The 20,425-nt window shown below is 67.6% G+C and carries 22 protein-coding genes and 1 pseudogene; 8 read left to right on the top strand and 15 right to left on the bottom strand.

The features are described from left to right. Positions 1–88: 88 nt before the first annotated feature. From JZ791_RS24645 to sdhC, 4 genes are read right to left on the bottom strand one after another with little or no spacing between them, the layout of a single operon-like run. Positions 89–862 (bottom strand): succinate dehydrogenase iron-sulfur subunit, encoded by a 774-nt coding sequence (locus JZ791_RS24645; protein ID WP_216897582.1) that lies wholly within the window; start codon positions 860–862, stop codon positions 89–91. Further along, entirely contained in the window at positions 862–2,643 is a 1,782-nt protein-coding gene (gene sdhA / locus JZ791_RS24640; RefSeq protein ID WP_216897581.1) for a succinate dehydrogenase flavoprotein subunit, read from the bottom strand. The genes JZ791_RS24645 and sdhA overlap by 1 nt, the downstream gene beginning before the upstream one ends. 15 nt (positions 2,644–2,658) lie before the next feature. Continuing rightward, positions 2,659–3,090: a succinate dehydrogenase hydrophobic membrane anchor subunit gene (locus JZ791_RS24635; RefSeq protein WP_216897580.1), complete on the bottom strand. Its 432-nt coding sequence runs from the start codon at positions 3,088–3,090 to the stop codon at positions 2,659–2,661. Between the two features lie 7 nt (positions 3,091–3,097). After that, positions 3,098–3,499, bottom strand: coding sequence for a succinate dehydrogenase, cytochrome b556 subunit (gene sdhC, locus JZ791_RS24630; protein WP_216897579.1), 402 nt, complete (start codon positions 3,497–3,499; stop codon positions 3,098–3,100). 356 nt (positions 3,500–3,855) lie between these two features. Here sdhC and JZ791_RS24625 point away from each other — a divergent pair, with 356 nt between their 5' ends. After that, entirely contained in the window at positions 3,856–4,257 is a 402-nt protein-coding gene (locus JZ791_RS24625; RefSeq protein WP_216897578.1) for a cytidine deaminase, read from the top strand. A 113-nt stretch (positions 4,258–4,370) separates the two neighbouring features. On the opposite strand, the gene JZ791_RS24620 is transcribed toward JZ791_RS24625, so the two are convergent. From JZ791_RS24620 to JZ791_RS24610, 3 genes are read right to left on the bottom strand one after another with little or no spacing between them, the layout of a single operon-like run. Beyond that, positions 4,371–4,718, bottom strand: a complete 348-nt coding sequence (locus JZ791_RS24620) for a hypothetical protein (protein ID WP_216897577.1) — start codon at positions 4,716–4,718, stop codon at positions 4,371–4,373. Positions 4,719–4,728: 10 nt separating this feature from the next. Further along, entirely contained in the window at positions 4,729–5,046 is a 318-nt protein-coding gene (locus JZ791_RS24615; protein WP_216897576.1) for a hypothetical protein, read from the bottom strand. Positions 5,047–5,056: 10 nt separating this feature from the next. Further along, a complete protein-coding gene (locus tag JZ791_RS24610; RefSeq protein ID WP_216897575.1) occupies positions 5,057–5,326 on the bottom strand; it encodes a hypothetical protein in 270 nt (89 codons plus the stop codon). 179 nt (positions 5,327–5,505) lie between these two features. Between JZ791_RS24610 and JZ791_RS24605 the strand changes: the two genes are divergently transcribed. Together JZ791_RS24605 and JZ791_RS24600 are read left to right on the top strand one after the other, a co-directional pair. Then, positions 5,506–6,792, top strand: a complete 1,287-nt coding sequence (locus JZ791_RS24605; RefSeq protein WP_216897595.1) for a thymidine phosphorylase — start codon at positions 5,506–5,508, stop codon at positions 6,790–6,792. A gap of 527 nt (positions 6,793–7,319) precedes the next feature. Further along, a complete protein-coding gene (locus tag JZ791_RS24600; RefSeq protein WP_216897574.1) occupies positions 7,320–8,417 on the top strand; it encodes an adenosine deaminase in 1,098 nt (365 codons plus the stop codon). Between the two features lie 87 nt (positions 8,418–8,504). On the opposite strand, the gene JZ791_RS24595 is transcribed toward JZ791_RS24600, so the two are convergent. The 5 genes from JZ791_RS24595 to JZ791_RS24575 are packed head-to-tail and all read right to left on the bottom strand — an operon-like array spanning position 8,505 to position 11,983. Further along, a complete protein-coding gene (locus JZ791_RS24595; RefSeq protein WP_216897573.1) occupies positions 8,505–9,758 on the bottom strand; it encodes a SatS C-terminal domain-containing protein in 1,254 nt (417 codons plus the stop codon). Positions 9,759–9,791: 33 nt separating this feature from the next. After that, positions 9,792–10,124 (bottom strand): YbaB/EbfC family nucleoid-associated protein, encoded by a 333-nt coding sequence (locus JZ791_RS24590; protein WP_216897572.1) that lies wholly within the window; start codon positions 10,122–10,124, stop codon positions 9,792–9,794. Next, positions 10,121–10,468, bottom strand: coding sequence for a hypothetical protein (locus tag JZ791_RS24585; protein ID WP_216897571.1), 348 nt, complete (start codon positions 10,466–10,468; stop codon positions 10,121–10,123). Before JZ791_RS24585 ends, JZ791_RS24590 begins: the two co-directional genes overlap by 4 nt. Before the next feature lie 10 nt (positions 10,469–10,478). Next, positions 10,479–11,597, bottom strand: a complete 1,119-nt coding sequence (locus JZ791_RS24580) for an NlpC/P60 family protein (protein WP_308163067.1) — start codon at positions 11,595–11,597, stop codon at positions 10,479–10,481. Further along, positions 11,594–11,983: a DUF2563 family protein gene (locus JZ791_RS24575; RefSeq protein ID WP_308163066.1), complete on the bottom strand. Its 390-nt coding sequence runs from the start codon at positions 11,981–11,983 to the stop codon at positions 11,594–11,596. The genes JZ791_RS24580 and JZ791_RS24575 overlap by 4 nt, the downstream gene beginning before the upstream one ends. A 44-nt stretch (positions 11,984–12,027) precedes the next feature. Here JZ791_RS24575 and upp point away from each other — a divergent pair, with 44 nt between their 5' ends. Then, entirely contained in the window at positions 12,028–12,651 is a 624-nt protein-coding gene (upp, locus tag JZ791_RS24570; RefSeq protein WP_216897570.1) for a uracil phosphoribosyltransferase, read from the top strand. Here the strand turns inward: upp and JZ791_RS24565 are convergent. Continuing rightward, positions 12,597–14,444, bottom strand: coding sequence for a phospho-sugar mutase (locus JZ791_RS24565; RefSeq protein WP_254206239.1), 1,848 nt, complete (start codon positions 14,442–14,444; stop codon positions 12,597–12,599). The two genes, upp and JZ791_RS24565, sit on opposite strands and share 55 nt — an antisense overlap. After that, the gene (locus tag JZ791_RS24560; RefSeq protein ID WP_216897569.1) at positions 14,444–15,223 is read right to left on the bottom strand and encodes a purine-nucleoside phosphorylase; all 780 of its coding nucleotides are present in this window, start codon (positions 15,221–15,223) and stop codon (positions 14,444–14,446) included. Before JZ791_RS24560 ends, JZ791_RS24565 begins: the two co-directional genes overlap by 1 nt. 240 nt (positions 15,224–15,463) lie before the next feature. Between JZ791_RS24560 and JZ791_RS24555 the strand changes: the two genes are divergently transcribed. The 4 genes and pseudogenes from JZ791_RS24555 to JZ791_RS24540 all read left to right on the top strand — a co-directional run bounded on the left by JZ791_RS24555 (position 15,464) and on the right by JZ791_RS24540 (position 19,783). Next, positions 15,464–16,381: a ribonuclease Z gene (locus JZ791_RS24555; RefSeq protein WP_308163070.1), complete on the top strand. Its 918-nt coding sequence runs from the start codon at positions 15,464–15,466 to the stop codon at positions 16,379–16,381. 55 nt (positions 16,382–16,436) lie between these two features. Then, positions 16,437–17,139, top strand: a pseudogene (locus JZ791_RS24550) (enoyl-CoA hydratase-related protein). A 179-nt stretch (positions 17,140–17,318) separates the two neighbouring features. Continuing rightward, entirely contained in the window at positions 17,319–18,509 is a 1,191-nt protein-coding gene (locus JZ791_RS24545; RefSeq protein ID WP_254206247.1) for a M20 family metallopeptidase, read from the top strand. A gap of 128 nt (positions 18,510–18,637) precedes the next feature. Then, on the top strand, positions 18,638–19,783 hold the full coding sequence (locus JZ791_RS24540; RefSeq protein ID WP_216897591.1) for a M20 family metallopeptidase: 1,146 nt from the start codon (positions 18,638–18,640) through the stop codon (positions 19,781–19,783). Between the two features lie 81 nt (positions 19,784–19,864). Here JZ791_RS24540 and JZ791_RS24535 read toward each other — a convergent pair whose 3' ends face one another. Then, positions 19,865–20,338 (bottom strand): gamma-glutamylcyclotransferase family protein, encoded by a 474-nt coding sequence (locus JZ791_RS24535; protein ID WP_216897566.1) that lies wholly within the window; start codon positions 20,336–20,338, stop codon positions 19,865–19,867. Positions 20,339–20,425: the final 87 nt, after the last annotated feature.

Here is a 20,425-nt window from a genome sequence, read left to right as displayed (position 1 = left end):
GTAGGCCGGACGGATGGGATCAATCGGGCATGACGAAGGCCGCTTGCATCCGAGTGATGCAGGCGGCCTTCGGGGTTCGACTGCTGGTCTAGCGGGCGAAGAGCAGGGCTCGTTTGACTTCCTGGATGGCCTTGGTGACCTCGATGCCTCGGGGGCAGGCGTCGGTGCAGTTGAAGGTGGTGCGGCAGCGCCAGACGCCCTCGACGTCGTTGAGGATGTCCAGGCGTTCGCGGGCGCCCTCGTCGCGGCTGTCGAAGATGAAGCGGTGGGCGTTGACGATGGCGGCGGGGCCGAAGTAGCTGCCGTCGTTCCAGTACACCGGGCAGGAGGTGGTGCAGCAGGCGCACAGGATGCACTTGGTGGTGTCGTCGAAGCGGTGACGGTCGGTCTGCGACTGGATGCGTTCGCGGGTGGGCTCGTTACCCGAGGTCATCAGGTACGGCTTGACCGCGCGGAAGGCGTCGAAGAACGGCTCCATGTCGACCACGAGATCCTTCTCCACGGGCAGGCCGCGGATGGGCTCGACTGTCATGGTGAGGGTCTTGCCGTTCTTGGGCAGCATGTCGCGCATCAGCACCTTGCATGCCAGCCGGTTCACGCCGTTGATACGCATCGCATCCGAACCACAGACGCCGTGGGCGCAGGACCGGCGGAAGGTGAGCGTGCCGTCCAGGTAGGACTTGATGTAGATGAGCACGTTCAGGAACCGGTCGGTGGGCAGAGCCGGGACCTGGAACGAATCCCAGTGCGCGCCCTTGTCGTCCTCCGGGTTGAACCGGGCGATCTTCACGGTGATCATGACCGACCCGTCGGGAACGGGGGCCGGCTTCTGTCCTGCGGGAGCTTCGGCTACGGCAGTCATCAGTACTTACGCTCCATCGGCTCGTAACGGGTCTGCACGACCGGCTTGAAGTCCAGCGAGATATCGGCGATCAGCTTCGCCGGCTCGCCGGGCTCGACCTGCTTGTACGCCATGGTGTGGCGCATGAAGTTGACGTCGTCGCGGTTGGGGTAGTCCTCCCGGGCGTGGCCGCCGCGCGACTCCTTGCGGTTGAGCGCGCCCACCACGGTCACCTCGGCCAGCTCGAGCAGGAAGCCGAGTTCGACGGCCTCGAGCAGGTCGCTGTTGTAGCGCTTGCCCTTGTCCTGCACGGTGATGTACTGGTAGCGCTCCTTGAGCGCGTGGATGTCGGTGAGCACCTGCTTGAGGGTGTCCTCGGTGCGGAACACTCCGGCGTTGGCGTCCATGGTCACCTGCAGCTCGCCGCGAATGTCCGCGACGCGCTCGTTACCATGCTCGGACAGCAGGTTGGCCAGCCATTCGGTCACCATCGTTGCCGGGTTCTCCGGCAGCTCGGTGAACTCGACACGCTGGGCGTACTCCGCGGCGGCGATTCCGGCGCGGCGGCCGAACACGTTGATGTCCAGCAGCGAGTTGGTGCCCAGGCGGTTCGAGCCGTGCACCGAGACGCACGCGCACTCGCCGGCGGCATAGAGGCCCGGCACGATATCGGTGTTGTTACGCAGCACCTCGCCGTGGATGCGGGTCGGGATGCCACCCATCACGTAATGACAGGTCGGCATGACCGGCACCGGCTCCTTCACCGGGTCGACGCCCAGGTAGGTGCGGGAGAACTCGGTGATGTCGGGCAGCTTCTCCTCGAGCACGTCCTCGCCGAGGTGGGTCACGTCGATGAACACGTAATCCTTGTTCGGTCCGCCGCCACGGCCCTCGGCCACCTCCAGCACCATCGAGCGGGCGACGATATCGCGCGGCGCGAGGTCCTTGATGGTGGGGGCGTACCGCTCCATGAACCGCTCGCCGGAGGCGTTGCGCAGGATGCCGCCCTCGCCGCGGACCGCCTCGGAGATGAGGATGCCCAGGCCGGCCAGGCCCGTCGGATGGAACTGGTGGAATTCCATGTCCTCCAGCGGAAGTCCCTTGCGGAACACGATCGCCATGCCGTCGCCGGTCAAGGTGTGCGCGTTGGAGGTGGTCTTGTACATGCGGCCCGAACCGCCGGTGCCGAAGATGATCGCCTTGGCGTGGAACACGTGCAGCTTGCCGGTGGCCAGCTCGTAGGCGACGACGCCGGTCGCGACCGCGCCGCGGTCGGTCTCGGTGAGCAGCAGGTCCAGCACGTAGAACTCGTTGTAGAACTCCACGTCGTGCTTGACGCAGTTCTGGTAGAGCGTCTGCAGGATCATGTGGCCGGTGCGGTCGGCGGCGTAGCACGCGCGGCGCACCGGCGCCTTGCCATGGTCACGGGTGTGGCCGCCGAATCGGCGCTGGTCGATCCGGCCCTCGGGGGTGCGGTTGAACGGCAGGCCCATCTTCTCCAGGTCGAGCACCGCGTCGATGGCCTCCTTGGCCATGATCTCCGCGGCATCCTGGTCGACCAGGTAGTCGCCGCCCTTGACGGTGTCGAAGGTGTGCCACTCCCAGTTGTCCTCTTCCACGTTCGCCAGTGCGGCGCACATGCCGCCCTGCGCCGCGCCGGTGTGGCTGCGGGTGGGGTAGAGCTTGGTCAGCACGGCCGTGCGGACTCGAGGCCCGGCCTCGATCGCGGCACGCATCCCCGCGCCACCGGCACCGACGATCACCACGTCGTAGCGGTGTTCCTCAATCGGGTTCTCGGTCATCGATGTGGCCTGTTCCTAACTGATGTTGGGGTCGAAGGTGAAGATGACGTAGGTGCCCACGCCCATGATCAGGACCATTGCCACGACCAGCAGGGTCTTGAGCCAGAAGCGGGTGGCGTCCTTGCGGGCGTAGTCGTCGATGACCGTGCGCAGGCCGTTGCCGCCGTGCAACTGGGCCAGCCACAGCATGGCCAGGTCCCAGCACTGCCAGAACGGACTGGACCAGCGGCCGGCGACGAAGGCGAAGTTCACGCGCTTCACGCCGCCGTCCAACATCAACATGATCGTCATGTGGCCGAGCACGAGCACGATCAGCAGCACGCCGGAGAAGCGCATGAACAGCCACGCGTACTTCTCGAAGTTGTTGCCCGAGGTGCGCCGGGGCGCGCGGGGCGCGTCGAGGCTGGCGGGGCGGTCGTACGACTTGCCCAGAATAGGTGCGGTCATAGTGGCCTCAGAGCTCCGTCGTGATCATGTAGAACAGCTGGCGGCCTACGCCCATACCGGCGACGATGACCCAGATCGCGAGCACGATCCAGAGCATCAGGCGCTGGTACTTGGGGCCCTTGGACCAGAAGTCGACCAGGATGACCCTGATGCCGTTGAGCGCGTGGAACAGCACGCACACGACCAGGCCCATTTCCAACAGGGCGACGATCGGGTTCTTGTATGTCTCGATGGCCCGGTTGTAGGTGTCCGGGCTGACTCGTACCAGCGCGGTGTCGAGCACGTGGACGAAGAGGAAGAAGAAGATCGTCACACCGGTGATCCGGTGCATGGCCCAGGACCACATGCCCGGGTCGCCGCGATACAGGGTCTTCCGCTTCGGCTGAGCCGGAGCTTCCAGGGTCGTCATAGAGTGCGGTGCCTCCAACGTCGTTGATGGACACGCCGGGCGAGCCGGCAAGTCGGTCGCGCCGGCGAGCCGGCAATCAGACCCGGTCGCAGATTCAGCGCGCGGGCGAGAGCCGTTGGATCTGAAAAACCCCAGCTCTTGCCCGGAGCCGACACCCCAGAAGCGGTGGCCGGCCGCCGCTGGAACCTGAACCGATCTGTCGAGAACTCTAATGCCCGGGGATTTGCGGAACTAATTCGGCGTGCCGGGCGTTGAGTCCGAATTCCGCATTATTAGGTTTGCCTTGCCTGATTGAGTGGGAGGGTTGCGGTACGGTTCTTTCGGTCAGTGGCGACTCGTTCGAGTGGAGGTCCGGTATGTCGGAAATTGACTGGAATATTTTGCGCCACAATGCATTCGAAGTTATGCAGAATGCGTATGCGCCCTACTCCCGGTTTCCGGTCGGCGCCGCCGCCCGCACCCTCGATGGTCGAATTGTGCGCGGGTGCAATGTGGAAAATATCTCATACGGCCTGGGCTTATGTGCCGAGTGTGTACTCGTCGGTAACCTCTGTGCCTCCGGTGGTGGAAGGTTGCTGGCGGTTGCTGTATGCGACTCGCGTGGGGTGGTGCTGATGCCTTGCGGACGGTGTCGGCAGCTGCTCTACGAGCATGGAGGCGGTGATCTGCTCGTCGATCACGCCGACGGTCCGGTTGCGCTGGATAGTTTGCTGCCGTATGCGTTCGGGCCGGATGATCTTGCGGCGGGGCAGAAATGATGTGAGGTTTCGCACGTCGGGGATGCTGCGGGCGACGTGCGGCGGGCTCGCCGCGGCGTCCGGGTGTCGTGGGCCGCGGCGATCGATCGTCGAAAGTGTTGTGCGACAGCAGATTACGGCGACAGATCGGTCTCTGGGGTGACGTCGTCGGCGGGTGGCTGTGGCTTGGGTCTCACCCGCAGGGGTACGTATAGCCCGACCGCATCGATGATTTCGTCCACCTCCGTCGCGCTCATCGGCGAGACCGTGCCGATCGGGCTATCGGTGATATCGAGCCGGTCCATGATCAGCTCCATGCCCCGGCTCATTCGGTTCGCGTGGTCGATCAGGCGCGTTGTCTCGATCCGGCTGCCCACACAGACCCGCAGCAGCGCGAGCATCGATTCGCGATAGCTGAAGTCGATATCGGCCAGCCGCCCTTCGAGTTCGGTGGTGCGGCACTCCAGGTTTGCATATGTCACGGCGGCCACCTCAGAGCTCTTCCTCGAAGGAGGCGTCGGCCTCTTCCTCGGTGGGCATGACGACCTCTGGGATGATGATCTCCTGAATGGGTACGGGAGGTAACTCCATTCGTTCCAGGATCATCGCCATACTGCGGCCGAGGGAGTTGTTGATCATGGTCACCGCATGGCCGATCGCATTGGCCTGAACGGCGAGTCGTCGAGTGATCAGTTCGTGGCGCCGCATATCCCGGGTCAGGTGGTAGATGGATCCACCATGGCCCTCCTCGATATCGGAGACACGACCTTCCAGCTTGGTCATCCGGCGGTCCACGTCTGCGTACGTCATGGCGGCCACCTCAGAGCTCTTCCTCGAAGGAGGCGTCGATCTCGGCGTCTGTGGCCGTGGTGATCTCCTCGTACGGGACGGCCGGTATCCCCAGATGCGCCATGATGCGGGTGATGTTGTGTCCTACGGAATTCATGCTGCCGATCAGCCGACGGTTGTCGAGCGTGAGTCCGCGAACGTCCCGGGTGAGCCCGTAGATGGATTGGCTGTGGCCTACTTCGATGTCCGTTACCCGGTTCTCGAGCTTGGTCATCCGGTGGCCGAGATCTGCGTATGTCATGTCATGCCCCCTTGCTCTCGATTCGCTGTGGTGGCGACCGTACCCGGGTTCGGAGGGGGGCGCCACGAAAAATCCTCAGCCGCACTCCCTGCTGGAATGCGCACGCGTTTCATGGGGATACACGCCGAGGGGCCGTGCGGTGGGGGCTGCGGTCTGGGAGGCTGACGGGCATGGTGAGCGTGCATTCGGCGGTGTCGGTGATCACGGCCAAACGCGATGGCGGGGAGTTGTCGGACGAGCAGATCGACTGGGTGGTGGACGCGTTCACCCGCGGCGAGGTGGCCGACGAGCAGATGTCGGCGCTGGCGATGGCCATCCTGTTGCGGGGGATGAGCCGGCGTGAGATCGCGCGGTGGACGCGGGCGATGATCGAGTCCGGGCGGCGGATGGATTTCACCGATCTGCCCCGCCCCACCGTCGACAAACACTCCACCGGTGGTGTCGGAGACAAGATCACGCTGCCGCTGGCGCCGCTGGTCGCCGCCTGCGGCGCGGCCGTCCCGCAGCTGTCTGGGCGCGGCCTCGGCCATACCGGGGGCACCCTGGACAAACTCGAGTCCATTCCCGGCTGGCGCGCCGATGTGCCGGTGGCGCAGATGCGCCGGATGCTGGCAGATCCCGCGATCGGGGCGGTGGTCTGCGCCGCCGGAGCCGATCTGGCCCCGGCGGACAAGCGGCTCTACGCGCTGCGCGACGTCACCGGCACCGTGGAGTCGATCCCGTTGATCGCCAGCTCGATCATGAGCAAGAAGATCGCCGAGGGCACCGCGGCGCTGGTGCTGGACGTCAAGGTCGGTGCGGGCGCGTTCATGAAGACAGCGGAGTCGGCCCGCGAATTGGCCACGGCCATGGTCGAATTGGGCACCGATGCCGGGGTGCGCACGGTGGCGCTGCTGACAGCCATGCACACCCCGCTGGGCCGCACGGCGGGCAACGCGCTCGAGGTCGCCGAGTCGGTGGAGGTGCTCGCCGGTGGCGGCCCGGCCGACATCGTCGAACTCACCGTGGCATTGGCCCGGGAGATGCTGGCGCAGGCCGGAATTCCCGATGTCGACCCGGCCGCCGCACTCGCCGACGGCCGGGCCATGGATCATTGGCGTGCGATGATCCGGGCCCAGGGCGGCGACCCGAATGCCGCACTGCCCGTTGCGACACACACCGAAGTGGTCACGGCGGAGGAATCCGGCATCCTGACCCGCTTGGACGCGATGGGCGTCGGCCTGGCCGCGTGGCGGCTGGGCGCCGGACGAGCCCGCCAAGGCGAGCCGATCCAGTTCGGCGCGGGCGTCGAGATGCATGCCAAGCCCGGCGATACCGTCACCGCGGGCCAGCCTCTGCTCACCCTGCACACCGACACGCCCGAGGCATTTCCCGTGGCTTTGGAGACATTGCGCGATGCCTACGCGATCGGTCCGGCCCCTACCTCCGCCGCGCCTCTCGTACTCGGTCGCATAGCCGCAGCCTGAGGCCGCCGGGGCAGTGCGCCGAAAGAGATCGAGGAGTCCGGGCGAGCACTGATCGCCGCCCCGACCTGCTGGCTCCAGCACTTGCGCGGTAGCCGATCGCTACCGCGTCCGAGACCGAACTCTCGACGCATGCCCGGCTGGGCGGCTCGGCGTTAATCGACTGTGTGTGTCGGTGGGTGTTGTCCGCGTGGTTCGCCTCGTACCTCGACCCAACTCTGCCACCGCCCGCTGCTCTCCTGCCGTATGTCGGGTATCACCGGGAGACCCGTATCACCGGGGGCAGGCTGACCCACTCACCGACCTACCGCCAGTCGCCGATGCGAGCCTCGCAGCACCCTGGTCTGGCGATGCCAACGCAACAGTCGATTTCGTACGTCGAGGGTAACTTGCCGGGTACCGGCCAACTCACCCACCAACTGACCGTCGGCCGCCGGCGTAACCGGTCTGGCACACGAGTCTGGCCTGATGCGCGGGGAGGCGGAACAGAGTTGGCTGCGGAACTCGGCGAATGCAGCTAGCGTCGTTACATGACTGGACCGATGCCTTTGACCCTTGCCTCGATCCGCCAGGCCCCCAAGGCCGTGTTGCACGACCACCTCGACGGCGGGCTACGGCCCGCGACGGTGCTGGAGTTGGCCGCGCAGTGCGGATACGACCAGCTTCCGGCACACGATGCCGTCGCGCTGGGGCACTGGTTTCGCGATGCCGCCGACAGCGGATCGCTCGAGCGATATCTGGAAACCTTCGCACATACCGTCGCGGTGATGCAGACCCCCGAGGGGCTACGGCGGGTGGCGAGTGAATGCGCACAGGACCTGGCCGCCGACGGCGTGGTGTACGCCGAGGTGCGCTTCGCCCCCGAACAACATCTCGCCCGCGGCCTGACCCTGGACGAGGTGGTCGAACACACCGTGGCCGGCTTCCGGGAAGGCGAGCAATTGGCCGCCGAGGCGGGCACGCCGATCCGGATGGTCTGCCTGCTCACCGCGATGCGGCACGCGGCACGCTCGCTGGAGATCGCGGAACTGGCCGTGCGGTGGCGCGAGCGCGGTGTCGGCGGGTTCGATATCGCCGGGGCCGAGGCGGGCTTCCCCCCGAGCCGCCACCTGGATGCCTTCGAGTACATGCGGGCCAACTGCGCGCACTTCACCATTCACGCGGGCGAGGCGTTCGGCCTGCCCTCCATCCACGAGGCGGTCGCGTTCTGCGGCTGCGAACGGCTCGGCCATGGCGTGCGGATCACCGACGACATCTTCGATGCCGACACCGGCTCTGCTCCGCGCTTGGGTTTGGTCGCCAATTATGTTCGCGACCAGCGGATTCCGCTGGAGCTGTGCCCATCGTCGAACGTGCAGACCGGTGCGGTGCCCTCGCTGGAGAAGCATCCGTTCGATCTGCTGGCCCGGCTGCGCTTCCGCGTCACCGTGAACACCGACAACCGGCTGATGAGCGACACCACCATGAGCCGCGAGATGCTCAAACTGGTGGAGACCTTCGGCTACGGCTGGAGCGACCTGGAACGCTTCACGATCAACGCCATGAAGTCGGCCTTCATCCCGTTCCCCGACCGCCTGCGCATAATCGACGAACTCATCAAGCCCGGCTACGCGGTCCTACTCGGCTGACGAAGAAAGCCCTGGTTTCGTCCCCGTTTCCCGAACTACCGGGAAACGGGGACGCAACAACTGATTTCATGAGGGCCGGGGATCAACTCATCCCTTTGCCAGGCGTGCCTCGAAGGCATGCTCGAGGGTGCGCCAGGAATCGGCCTCGGCGGAGAACGGCGGGCTGGGCGCCAGCCGGCTCGGATCGGGCTCGAGCAGATAGGACACATACCAGCCGAGCGGGGTGGACTTGGCCAGTGCCTGCTCGACCGTGTCGTCGTCGGCGTAATCGGCCGCGTCGCTCAGCAATTCGACGGCCAGGTCGAGCTGTTCGATATCGACCGCCTTGGGGCCCTGGGACAAGTCGTCGGCGAGTCCGGGCAGGACGTAGACGTTCTCGTCGGAGACCTCCACCTCCAGGGAGCCGTCGATGGCGGCGGTGTGCACCTCGCCGTATGTGCTCACCGCGGCCAGGTCGTGATCGTGGTCGTCGGCCAGGTAGCGGGCCAGCGCACGCTCGGAACCGAACACCGTGATCGAGCCGTCGTTGCCCAGGAACACCGGCTCGTCGTCGAGATAGCAACGCAGCGTGAAGAATTCGCCCTCGGAGGTGACGATCCGCACCGGGTCGATGCCGACCCCGTGCCAGAACGTCTCCTCCTCGGAGTCTTCCTCGTCGGAGTCGTCGTCGAGGTCGACCTGTTCGATCTCATCGTCGTCGTCTGTCTCGGCCGCATCCTCGGCGTCGACGACGTTCTCCTCCGCCGCCAGCAGTTCGGCCTCCGCGACCGACACGGCCTCGGCGTCGACCTCCGGCGACTTCACCACCGCATCGATGGCGTCGACGACCCGATCCCAGTCCTTGGCGATGGCGGCCCCGATCTGCTCCCACAACTCCTGGCCCTCACGCCCCACGAAGGCGCTCATCCCGGAGGGCAGCGCGCCCAGCACCGGATGCGAGCCGAAGAACTTGGTCACCACGTCGAGCTCGCACACCTCGCCGATGGTGCGCGCCATCTCGAGAGTCTCCTCGAGCTCGCCCAGCGAATCCGGATCCGGATCGCCCGCAGCGAGTTCCGGCACCCCGACCAGATCGAAGATGTGATGTTCCTCCGGCTCGAGCTGAGCCGCGGACAATCCGCCGATGACCTTCCATGCCGGATGGTCGACGAGATCGTGATCGTCGCTGGTCCGGATGAATGCGGCCAGTTCCGCGACGGAGGCGAAGCCGTACAGCGCGTCCTCGTGTCCGAGGAATGCCTCCCACTCGTCGTCACCGTCTCGCCAGCGCGGTGCCCACAGGGTGACGAGATCGCCGTCGGTCAGGCCGAGCTCGATCGGGACGATGTCTCCAGAAGCCATGACCGTGAGCCTATCGAGCCGCCGGGTGTGGCACTATTCGGCCCGCCCCCCACTATTTCCCGGCTCCGGTGAAGCGAAGCTGGAATTGAGATTCGACACCACCGCCGAACGCTGTTCACCCGCGTCCTGAGCCGCCTGGGTGCAGGCCCAGATGATGGCCTGTCCCACTTCGGCGGGGCTGTGCGAGGTGATCGACTCGGCCAGCCGCAGCCCGACCAGCGCGCCGTTGCTGTCGACCTCGACAGTCACCAGGCCGTCCTCGGTGGTGTGCCGCCCGCGCACCTGACCGAGGCCGTACAGCGCGGCCTCGAGCGCCTCGAGCTTGTCGGTCGCCGCAGCGACCAGAGCATCCATCTCTGCGCTCATACCTGCCTCATCCAGCTGGTGGGCCCGGTGTCCTCGTCGTCCATGCGGTCCAGTTCGTCCACTGCCGCCTGGCGGGTGGGCAGGCCGAGCTTGTCCAGGATCTCGACCGGCATCCCCGTCTCGGCCAGCTGCTCGCGACGACGGGCCTTGGCGACGATCGCCGAGCGCTTGGTCAGGCGCAGTATCTCGGAAGCGAGAGCCTGTGCGCCGTAGCGGTATTCGCTGCGCTCGAACTTGATCTCGACGGGCATGCCCTGATCGGTGGCCCGCACGGTGATGGTGCCGGAGCGATTGCTGCTGGCGGCCACGGTGACGTTGGGTATCTGCTGCTTCGGTTGACTCATTGCTCCCCGCTCATGACGACGTAGGCCGGTAGAAGCCGTGGAACGCCATTCCCATGTTCTCCGTTCGAATCGGATCTATCTGCACCGGATCACCGGCCTCGACCATCTTTCCGTCCCCGACGACCATCGCGACGTGACCATCCCAGATGGCCAGGTCGCCGGGCATCACATCACCGGCACTGACCGGCGTGGCGCCCTGGCTCTGATCGGCCGCCAGGCGAGGCAGGTCGACACCGGCCTGGGCGTAGGCGTACTTGGTCAGGCCACTGCAGTCCAGTCCATGCCCAGGACTGTTGCCGCCCCAGACGTACGGGGTGCCGCAACAGCGGATCGCGGCCTGTACCGCGGTGGCGGCCTTCTGATTCGGCGCCTCCACCTGCGTTCCGTTCGGCAGGGTGATCATGACGCCGCCGTGCCGGCCGGGCTTGGTCCGACCGTTGGGCGACGCCGGCGCGACCGCGCTCGCGGAGCGCTCCGCACCGTGAGAGGCCGGGCTGACCAGCGAGCCCGCTGCCGAGACCACACCGCCGAGCACCGACGAGGCCGCCTGGACGCCGGTGCCGAGCTGAGAGACGAACGCGGACGGATTCACCGGGGCGCCGGCCAGGCTCGGGGTCGAGGGTGGCGGGGTGAGCTGGGCCATCGACGCGGTATGCGTATCGAGATCGGAGCGCACCTGCCCGACCACGCCCACCGCCTGGCCGAAGTGGTCGATCGCGGAGCTGACCACGGTCGTCAGGCCCATCGGGGTGGTGGCGGCGGGGCCGAGCATGTTCACCTGGTGCACGAAATCCTGGAGGATTCCGGTGAGCTTCTGCTGTCCGGTCTGCACCGTGGCCGCGGCCTTGCCCACCACGTCGGCCATATCGTTGCCGCGGTCGGAGATCGAGGCCGCGGACGTCTGCACCCGCATCGCCTTGTCCATCGCGGCATCACCGGCGCCACCGTTCCAGGCGTTGGTCATCTGGTTGATGCTGTTGCTGCCGGCCTTGTGGATGCCGTCGATCGTGCTCGAGGTCCGGCGCAGCGCGTCGGACGTGCCGCCGTTGGGCATGACGCCGGTGCCGAAGCTGGTGACCAGATCGATCAGGGGTTTGGCCAGGGCGTCGAGGTCGATTCCCGCAATCACGCTTGGATACCCTCCTGGACCGCACGGGTGGCCGCGGCGTGCTCGGCGTCGGACTCGGCATAGGTGCTCGCCGCGCCGGCGGCAGCGGTGCCGATCGAGCCCAGAACCGCCGACAGCTGACCGATCGAGGCCACATGCCCGGCGTGCGCGGCCGTGTACGCGGTCACGAAATCGCCTCCGACGAGACCGAATATCGGCCCGAGCAGAGCAGGATCGGCGGCGGCCGCGGATGCCGCGGCCGAGGCCATCTCGGCGGCCAGGCCGCCGGCTGTCACACCGTAGGCGGCAACCCCCTCGGTGTCGACCGAGATTTTGGACATCACATCCCCCATCGTGCTGGTCTGCTGGCAGATTACGTCATCGGAGTACTTTGACGCAGTCCCCACGGGATCGGTTCCGCCTCGGCCCGAGGAGACTTTATCGTTCCCTCATGCGAACGCACACCGTGGATCATCCGCTCGCCGCTGCCCTGCTGACGATTATGCGTGATGCCCGCACGCCGAATCCGGCGTTTCGCGCCGCGCTGCGCGACCTGACCGGAATTCTGATCTATGAGGCACTGCGCGCCGCGCCGCTGGCGACGTTCGAGGTCATGACGCCGGTCGCGACCACCACGGGTGTGCGGCTGGCGCATCCGCCGCTGCTGGTGCCGGTGCTGCGAGCCGGGCTGGGCATGGTGGACGCGGCCAGCGAGCTGATTCCCGAATCGCGCGTGGGTTTTGTCGGGATCGCCCGCGACGAGAAGACCCATCAGCCGGTGCCCTATATGGAATCGCTGCCCGAGAGCCTGGCCGGGGTGCCGGTATTCGTCCTGGATCCGATGCTTGCCACCGGCGGCTCGATGCGGCACACGCTGGAATTGCTGGCGGCGCGGGAAGCCACCGACATCACCGCGGTGTGCGTGGTGGCCGCGCCCGAGGGCGTGGCAGCACTCGAGCGGTCGGGCTTGCCGGTGCGGCTGGTCACTGCGGCCGTGGACGACGGGTTGAATTCGAACGCCTACATCGTGCCCGGATTGGGCGACGCGGGTGACCGCCAATTCGGGCCGAGATAGGGGGCTTGCGTTCCGGGCGAGGGTAGGTCGGCGGGGGCGGGTCGGCTCAGCGCGGAAAAGAATTCTCGAAGTCGGGAAAGGCGTTGCGTTGCAGCGTCTTTCGCCGCAGGTAGTGCGTCGCGGTCGGAAACCTGTTCCACCACTTCGAGATAGCATTTGAGTTTCGGCTCGGTGCCGGAGGGGCGGACCACGACGCGCTGGGTGGGGCCCTGGAAAATCAGTGCGTCGGTGCGCATCTGCCCGCGGATCCGCGACATGTCGGTGCAGACGACCTGTTCGCCCGCCAGCGTCTCCGGCGGTTCCTCGCGCAGCCGCTCGACCGCCGCCGCGGCGGCACGCTGATCGGCCAGGCGCAGCGAGACCTGATCGCCGACGTGCAGGCCGAATTCGAGCGCGTAGTCGTCGAGCAGATCCAGCGGGGTGCGGCCGCGAGCGCGCAATCGGGCCAGCAGGTCGGCTGCCGCCACGGCCGCGGAGATACCGTCCTTGTCGCGCACCGCCTTCGGGTCGACGCAGTGGCCGATCGCCTCCTCGTAGGCGTACACCAGACCGTTGCCGGCGCGGGCCAGCCACTTGAAGCCGGTCAACGTTTCCGTGTAGCGCGCGCCGCGAGCCGGAGCCAGTTTGCTCAGCAGTCGCGACGACACGAGGGTGGTCGCCACCAGCGCATCGGGTTCGGCGGTGCGTAAGACATAGTCGGCCAGCAGGACACCGGTCTGGTCGCCGCGCAGCATCTGCCACCCGCCCGGCCCCCGCACCCCGAGCGCGCATCGGTCGGCGTCGGGATCCAGGGCGATCGCGACGTGCGCCTCGACCTTCTCGGCCAGGGCCAGCAGCAGGTCCGACGCGCCCGGCTCCTCGGGATTGGGGAACGCCACGGTCGGGAAGTCCGGATCCGGAGCGAACTGTTCTTCCACCACATGCACGTCGGTGAATCCGGCGGCGTGCAGCGCCGCGACGGCGAGTTCGCCGCCGACGCCATGCATGGGCGTCAGCGCGATCCGAAGATCGCTGCGCCGCACCGGGTTTGCTCCGCTATCGGATACGGCCGCGAGCACTGCGCCATTCGCTCCCGGGCCAGAGCGTGTATCGGATACGGCCGCGAGCGCCGCGCCGTCGGCTCCCGCGCCGGCGGGTGTGGCCGAATCGGCTGCGGTATCCGGGATCCCGTCCGGGCGCGCCGCGCGATCGAAGTCGGCCGATGCCGTGGCCGCCGGTGTACGAGGTTCACCCAGCAGCCGAGGTAGCGCCGAGACGCGAGCCAGGTAGCGGCGCACGATCTCCTCGCCCATATCCGCGACCGAGGCGTCCGCGGGCAGCGCCAGCAGATCCGGCGCGGGCGCGGTCGGATGGGGATCGGTGCGCGGAATCGGTTCGCGCACTGCCGCGATGCACGCCTCGATCTCGGCGTCCGCGGGCGGGATCAGTTGGGAGCCGCCGTCCAGGTACACCTTGTATCCGTTGTCCGTGGCCGGATTGTGCGATGCGGTGATCTGCACCCCGGCCACCGCCTTCAACTCCCGCACCGCGAACGCGACCACGGGTGTGGGCAGCGGACGTGGCAGCGGCAGTACCGAGAACCCCGCGGCGGCGAGCACTTCCGCGGTGGCCGCGGCGAATCGCGCCGAGCCGTGCCGGGCGTCACGGCCGACGATCACCAGCCCACCGCCGAGACAGCGTCCACGCAGCCATTCGGCCAGTCCGGCCGTGGCCTGCTGCACCGTGTCGATATTCATGCCGTCCGGGCCGTCCTGCATCGGGCCCCGCAGCCCGGCCGTTCCGAACCGCAGCATCAGAGGCGTTCCAGCACGCCGCGCAGCAGCTTGCCCAATCGTGGTGCGGCGGCATGACCTTCGGCCAGGACCTCGGCGTGCGACAGGTGCGCGCCGGTCACCCCGGCGGCCAGGTTGGTGACCAGCGAGATACCCAGCACCCTGGCGCCCAGGGCACGGCAGGCGATCGCCTCCAGCACCGTGGACATGCCGACCAGGTCGGCGCCCACGACGCCCAGCATGCGGATCTCGGCGGGCGTCTCGTACTGCGGACCGGTCAGGCCCGCGTACACGCCCTCCGTCAGTTCGGGGTCGATTTCCCGTGCGAGCGTGCGCAACTCGGGATCCCACGCATCGACCAGATCGACGAACGTGGCGCCGGTCAGCGGGGTGTGCCCGGTGAGGTTGATGTGGTCGCCGATCAATACGGGTTCGCCGACGCGCAGGCCGGGGCGGATACCACCGGCGGCATTGGTCAGCACCACGGTCCGCACCCCGGTGGCGATGGCCGTGCGCACACTGTGCACGACCTGCTCCGGGGTGTAGCCCTCGTAGAGATGCTGGCGGCCCATCATCAGCAGCACGGGCGATTCGTTCACCGTCACCGAGTGCACGGTGCCCTGATGGCCCTGGGCGGTCGGCGCGTCGAACCCGGGCAGCTCGGCCATCGGCACCGTCGCTGTCGGATTGCCGATTTCGGCGGCGGCCTCCTGCCAGCCCGAGCCGAGGACGACGGCGACTCGATGGTGCGGAACTCCCGTACGCTCCGCGATCGCCGCGGCAGCCTGTTCGGCAAGCATGTGGCCAACGATAGTGCGCCCGGACCCGGCGCGCTCGCCCGGCCACGGCCCGCGAGCGCGCCGTGCTGGTACGGTCGCGCTGGCTCGAAATCGTCGTCATACGGCGTGGATGGGAAGAACAGTGAGATCGGCACCGGTGCGAACCCGCACGAAACCTCGCTGCCGGGCGACGGCTCGGAGCCTTGCGACCGGCACACCGGCCCCGGGCGCGGTCGGCCGGACGCGACGGGAGATCTGCCGGTGACCGCGTCGCGGGAGTTGGTAGTACTGGGGACCGCCAGTCAGGTGCCGACGCGCCAGCGCAATCACAACGGCTATCTGCTGCGCTGGGACGCCGAGGGACTCCTGTTCGATCCGGGTGAGGGCACCCAGCGGCAGATGTCGTTCGCGGGCGTGTCGGCCAACGCGATCACTCGGATCTGCCTGACCCATTTCCACGGCGATCACTGTCTCGGGCTGCCCGGTGTGCTCGCGCGCTTGAACCTGGATCAGGTAACGCACCCGGTCGACGTGTGTTTTCCGGGATCCGGCGGCGAATTCTACCGGCGGCTGCGCGACGTGGTGCCCCCGTTCCCCGGGCTGCGCGAGGGCCCGGTCGACGAGGCGGGCCCGATTCTGCTGCCGGACATGCCGTTCACGCTCGAGGCGGTCCGGCTGGACCACCGCATCGAGACCTTCGGCTACCGGCTCACCGAGCCGGACGGGCGTCGCATCCTGCCGGACCGGCTGGCCGAACTCGGCGTCAGCGGCCCGGATATCGGCCGTCTGCAGCGCGAAGGCACGCTGCGCCTGCCCGGTGGGCGCGTGGTCGGCCTGGACGAGGTGTCCACCGTGCGCCGCGGACAGCGCTTCGCCTTCGTGATGGACACCCGAATGTGCGAGGGCGTCGAGGATTTGGCGCGGCACGCCGATATGCTCGTGATCGAGGCGACGTTTCTGGACGCCGACGCCGCACTGGCCCGCGACTACGGCCATCTCACCGCCGCCGAGGCCGCGCGGGCCGCGCAGGCGGGCGGTGTGCGCACCCTGGTGCTCACCCACTTCTCGCAGCGTTACGCCGATCTCGAGGATCATCGCCGCGAGGCCCGTGAACATTTCGACGGCGAGCTGGTGGTGGCCGAGGATCTCATGCGCATCCCGGTGCCGACTCGCCGGTAACTTACGCCGCGGCGCTCGCGCCAAGGCCGTCTGCCGGTGCCGTTATGCTCCGCATATGCCGTATTTGGAACGTGACGGGGACGTGTTTCGTCCTCTACCTCGGCAACGAGGGCCAGACCGACAACGAGAACCGCTTCCACCCCGACTGGATCGATGCTTTCCACGGCCTGCTGGACGAGGTCGAGGCGGCCGAGGGCCCGGCCGCCCTGGTCACCGTCTCGACCGGGAAGTTCTATACCAACGGCCTGGATACCGACTGGCTGTTCGGCAACTACGACCGGAATCACTGGTATCTGGACCGGGTGCACAGCATGTTCACCCGATTGCTGACCTTCCCGATGGCGACGGTCGCCGCGATCAACGGCCACGCGTTCGGCGCCGGGGCGATGCTGGCGACCTCGCACGACTTCCGGGTGATGCGCGGCGACCGCGGTTACTGGTGCCTGCCCGAGGTGAATCTGGGCATGCCCTTCACCGTGGCGATGAACGCCCTGGTCACCGAGCGCCTGACCAATCAGGTCGCGGTGGAGGCGATGACCACCGGCCGCCGGTACGGCGCACACGACGCCTTGGCCGCCGGAATCGTCGACGGCACAGCCGAGGCAGACGCCGTGCTGTCGGCCGCGGTCGAACGCGCCGCGGCGTTGGCCGGTAACCACAAGCCGAATCTGCCGGTCATCAAGCGCGCACTGCACGGCCGGGCGCTGGCGGGCCTCGCGGTGCCGACGACGGCGGAGAACCTGTCCTTCGCCCCGTGATGTTCCGGCGGCAACCGCACAGCTCATCCAGCTGAAACGGCGGACCAGCGGTTGCGGGTGCGAGACTGGGTCCTATGCCAAGCAGCGGCGAACGATACGCGGGCCTGCCACCCGACGCGGTGCGGCCCGATGCCGATGCTTCGTCGCGCGGCGCCCCCGTCGCGGCGGCCGATCCCGCGCTGACAGCGGCCGCTGACACGGGTATCGCCCGGGCGAGTGCTGAACTGCTCGCCCTGTCACACGCCATCCATGCCGAGCCCGAACTGGCCTTCGCCGAGGTCCGCAGCGTCGCCAAAACCCTCGAGCCGCTGCGCGCGGCCGGTTTCACCATCGAGTCGGGGGTTGCCGACCTGCCCACCGCGTTCACCGCCAGTTACGGCAGCGGCGAGCTGGTGGTGGGAATCTGCGCCGAATACGACGCGTTGCCAGAGATAGGCCACGCCTGCGGGCACAACATCATCGCCGCTTCGGCGGTGGGTGCGGCGCTGGGTCTGGCCGAGGTGGCCGATGCGTGCGGGATCACCGTGCAGGTGTTCGGCACGCCGGCCGAGGAGAGCGGCGGCGGCAAGGTGTTGATGCTCGAGCGTGGTGTATTCGACGGCGTCGCGCTGGCGATGATGGTCCATCCGGGGCCGTACGACATCGTCGGCGCGCCGTCGCTCGCGCTGGCCGACCTGTCGATCGTGTTCCACGGTCGTGCCGCACACGCCAGCGCCGCTCCCGAACGGGGCCGTAACGCCGGTGACGCGGTGACCATCGCGCAGGTCGCGCTGGGTTTGCTGCGTCAGCATCTCGCGCCCGAGCAGCAACTGCACGGTATAGTCAAAGCGGGCGGCGTAGCCCCCAATATCGTGCCCGACCACGCGGAACTGCTGTATTACCTACGGGCAGCCGACTCCGCATCCCTCGATGATCTGATGCGACGCGCATCGGCTTGTTTCGAGGCGGGGGCGCTGGCGACCGGAACTACCCATGAAATCCGGACACTCGCGCCCACCTATACCGAGCTCACGCCGGATGCGGCAGTACTGTATGCCTACCGCGAGCAAATCGTCGGTATCGGGCGTGTGCCGCTGTCGCCGGAGCTCGAGGCGGCTCGGCCGCTGGGCAGTACCGATATGGGCAATGTCACCAATGCCATCCCCGGTATCCATCCGGTTATCGGCATCGATGCCGCGGGCGCGGTCACCCATCAGCCCGAGTTCGCGGCGGCATGCGTCACCGCGTCGGCGGATCTCGCGGTGATCGACGGAGCAACGGCGTTGGCGCGGACAGCGATACAGGTTGCGGGTGACCGGGTGCACAGGGACAGGTTGTTGGAGCGCTGTATTCAGCGACGAGACATTCAGCGACAGGAGGATATTCGGTGAGTACTGGCGGCCGGGTTCCGGCGGTGGCGAGCGCCGTATCGGGCTCGGCGGGAGCGGTGGCGGAGGATTCCACGGGTTCGGCGATCGGTTCGGATGAGTCCGAGGCGGCCGGTCTCGGGCGCAGGATCGTGGACGGCTGGTTGCGCGAGAACGCGGACGATCTCGTCGGCTGGCGACGGCATCTGCACGCCAACCCCGAGCTGTCCCGCACCGAGTTCGCGACGACCGAATTCGTCGAGACCTGGCTGGTCAAGGCCGGGCTCCAGCCTCGCAAGCTACCCACCGGAACCGGCCTGATCTGCGATATCGGCCCCGAGGGCCCGCGCATCGGGCTGCGCGCCGATATGGACGCGCTGCCGTTGCAGGAGTACACCGGACTTCCGTTCGCCTCGACCGTCCCGGGTGTGTCACACGCCTGCGGGCACGACGCGCACACCACCGTGCTGCTCGGCGCGGCGTCCGCGCTGGCGCAGGTGCCCGATCTGCCGGTCGGTGTGCGGCTGGTGTTCCAGCACGCCGAAGAGGTCATGCCCGGCGGCGCGATCGATATGGTCGCCGCGGGTGCGATGGAGGACGTGTCGCGGATGTTCGCGCTGCACTGCGATCCCCGCTTGGAGGCGGGCAGGGTGGGCGTGCGAGTGGGCGCCATCACTTCGGCGGCCGACACCGTGGAGCTGGTACTGGACTCACCCGGCGGGCACACCTCACGCCCGCACCTGACCAGCGACCTGGTGTACGCGATCGGCACCGTCATCACGGGACTGCCCGGCCTGCTGAGCCGTCGTATCGACCCGCGCACCAGCACCGTCATGGTGTGGGGTGCGGTGTCGGCGGGTAAGGCGCCCAACGCGATTCCGCAGACCGGCATGCTCACCGGCACCGTGCGTACCGGCGACCACGCCACCTGGTCGCTGCTCGAGCCGATGGTCCGCGAGATCGTGGACGGCCTGCTGGCCCCGACCGGTGTGCGATATCAACTGAACTACAAGCGCGGCGTCCCCCCGGTGGTCAACGACGAGCAGGCCACTCGCATGTTCGAGGACGCCATCCGAGCCGTCGGGCCGGATGCGCTGGCCGACACACCGCAGTCCGGCGGCGGCGAGGACTTCTCCTGGTACCTCGAAGAGGTTCCCGGCGCCATGGCCCGGCTGGGCGTGTGGTCCGGTGAGGGCAATCAGCTGGACCTGCACCAGCCGACCTTCGACCTCGACGAGCGTGCGCTGGCGGTCGGTGTGCGCGTGATGACCAACCTGGTCCTCGGCGCCTCCCGCTGACTCACCCTGTCCGAACGTCACGTTCAGCCGATCGAGCCGAATGTGGCATTCGGCCGTTCGGCTGATCCCCTGAGACGGGGGTCAGATAGAGCCTGGGCCGACGTTGCGGGAGTTGCGAGTACGCAAAGCGTGGACGTAATCGGCGGGGGCCCCCGCCTTTTCGGCGGCGTCGGCGATCACGCCGATGTAGCGGGCCGAGGGGAGGCCGCCCTCGTAGGCATCCAGGACATACAGCCAGGCCAGTACCGGTTCGGTACCGGTGCCCGAACTCGGGGTGACGCGCAGGCGGATCTTTTTGTGGATACCGAAATCGGAGCCCTCCCAGCGGTCCAGGCTCACCTCGTCCTCGTCCGGGACGTCGTAGAGCACGACGAATACCCGCGCTCCAGGCTCCTCGACCACCGTCGCCAGCGGTCCCTCCCAGCCGATGTCGTCCCCGGCGAATGTCAGGCGCCAGCCCTCCAACCATCCGGTTCCGTACACGGGGGAGTGCGGACAGCGCTTGAGCATCTGCTCGGGATCCATATTGGATCCGTAGGCGGCGTATATCGGCACGAGGCAAGAGTATCTAATGTCCGCGCGGGCTCGCCCCCATCCCACCGATACGGTGTGCCACGGCACCCGCTGCGGGAGCGTCGTGCC

It is taken from the genome of Nocardia alni (assembly GCF_019038435.1).
Taxonomy (GTDB): domain Bacteria; phylum Actinomycetota; class Actinomycetes; order Mycobacteriales; family Mycobacteriaceae; genus Nocardia; species Nocardia alni.
The sequence above is the reverse complement of the archived record's forward strand: the minus strand, read 5'-3'. Positions and strand labels throughout refer to the sequence as shown.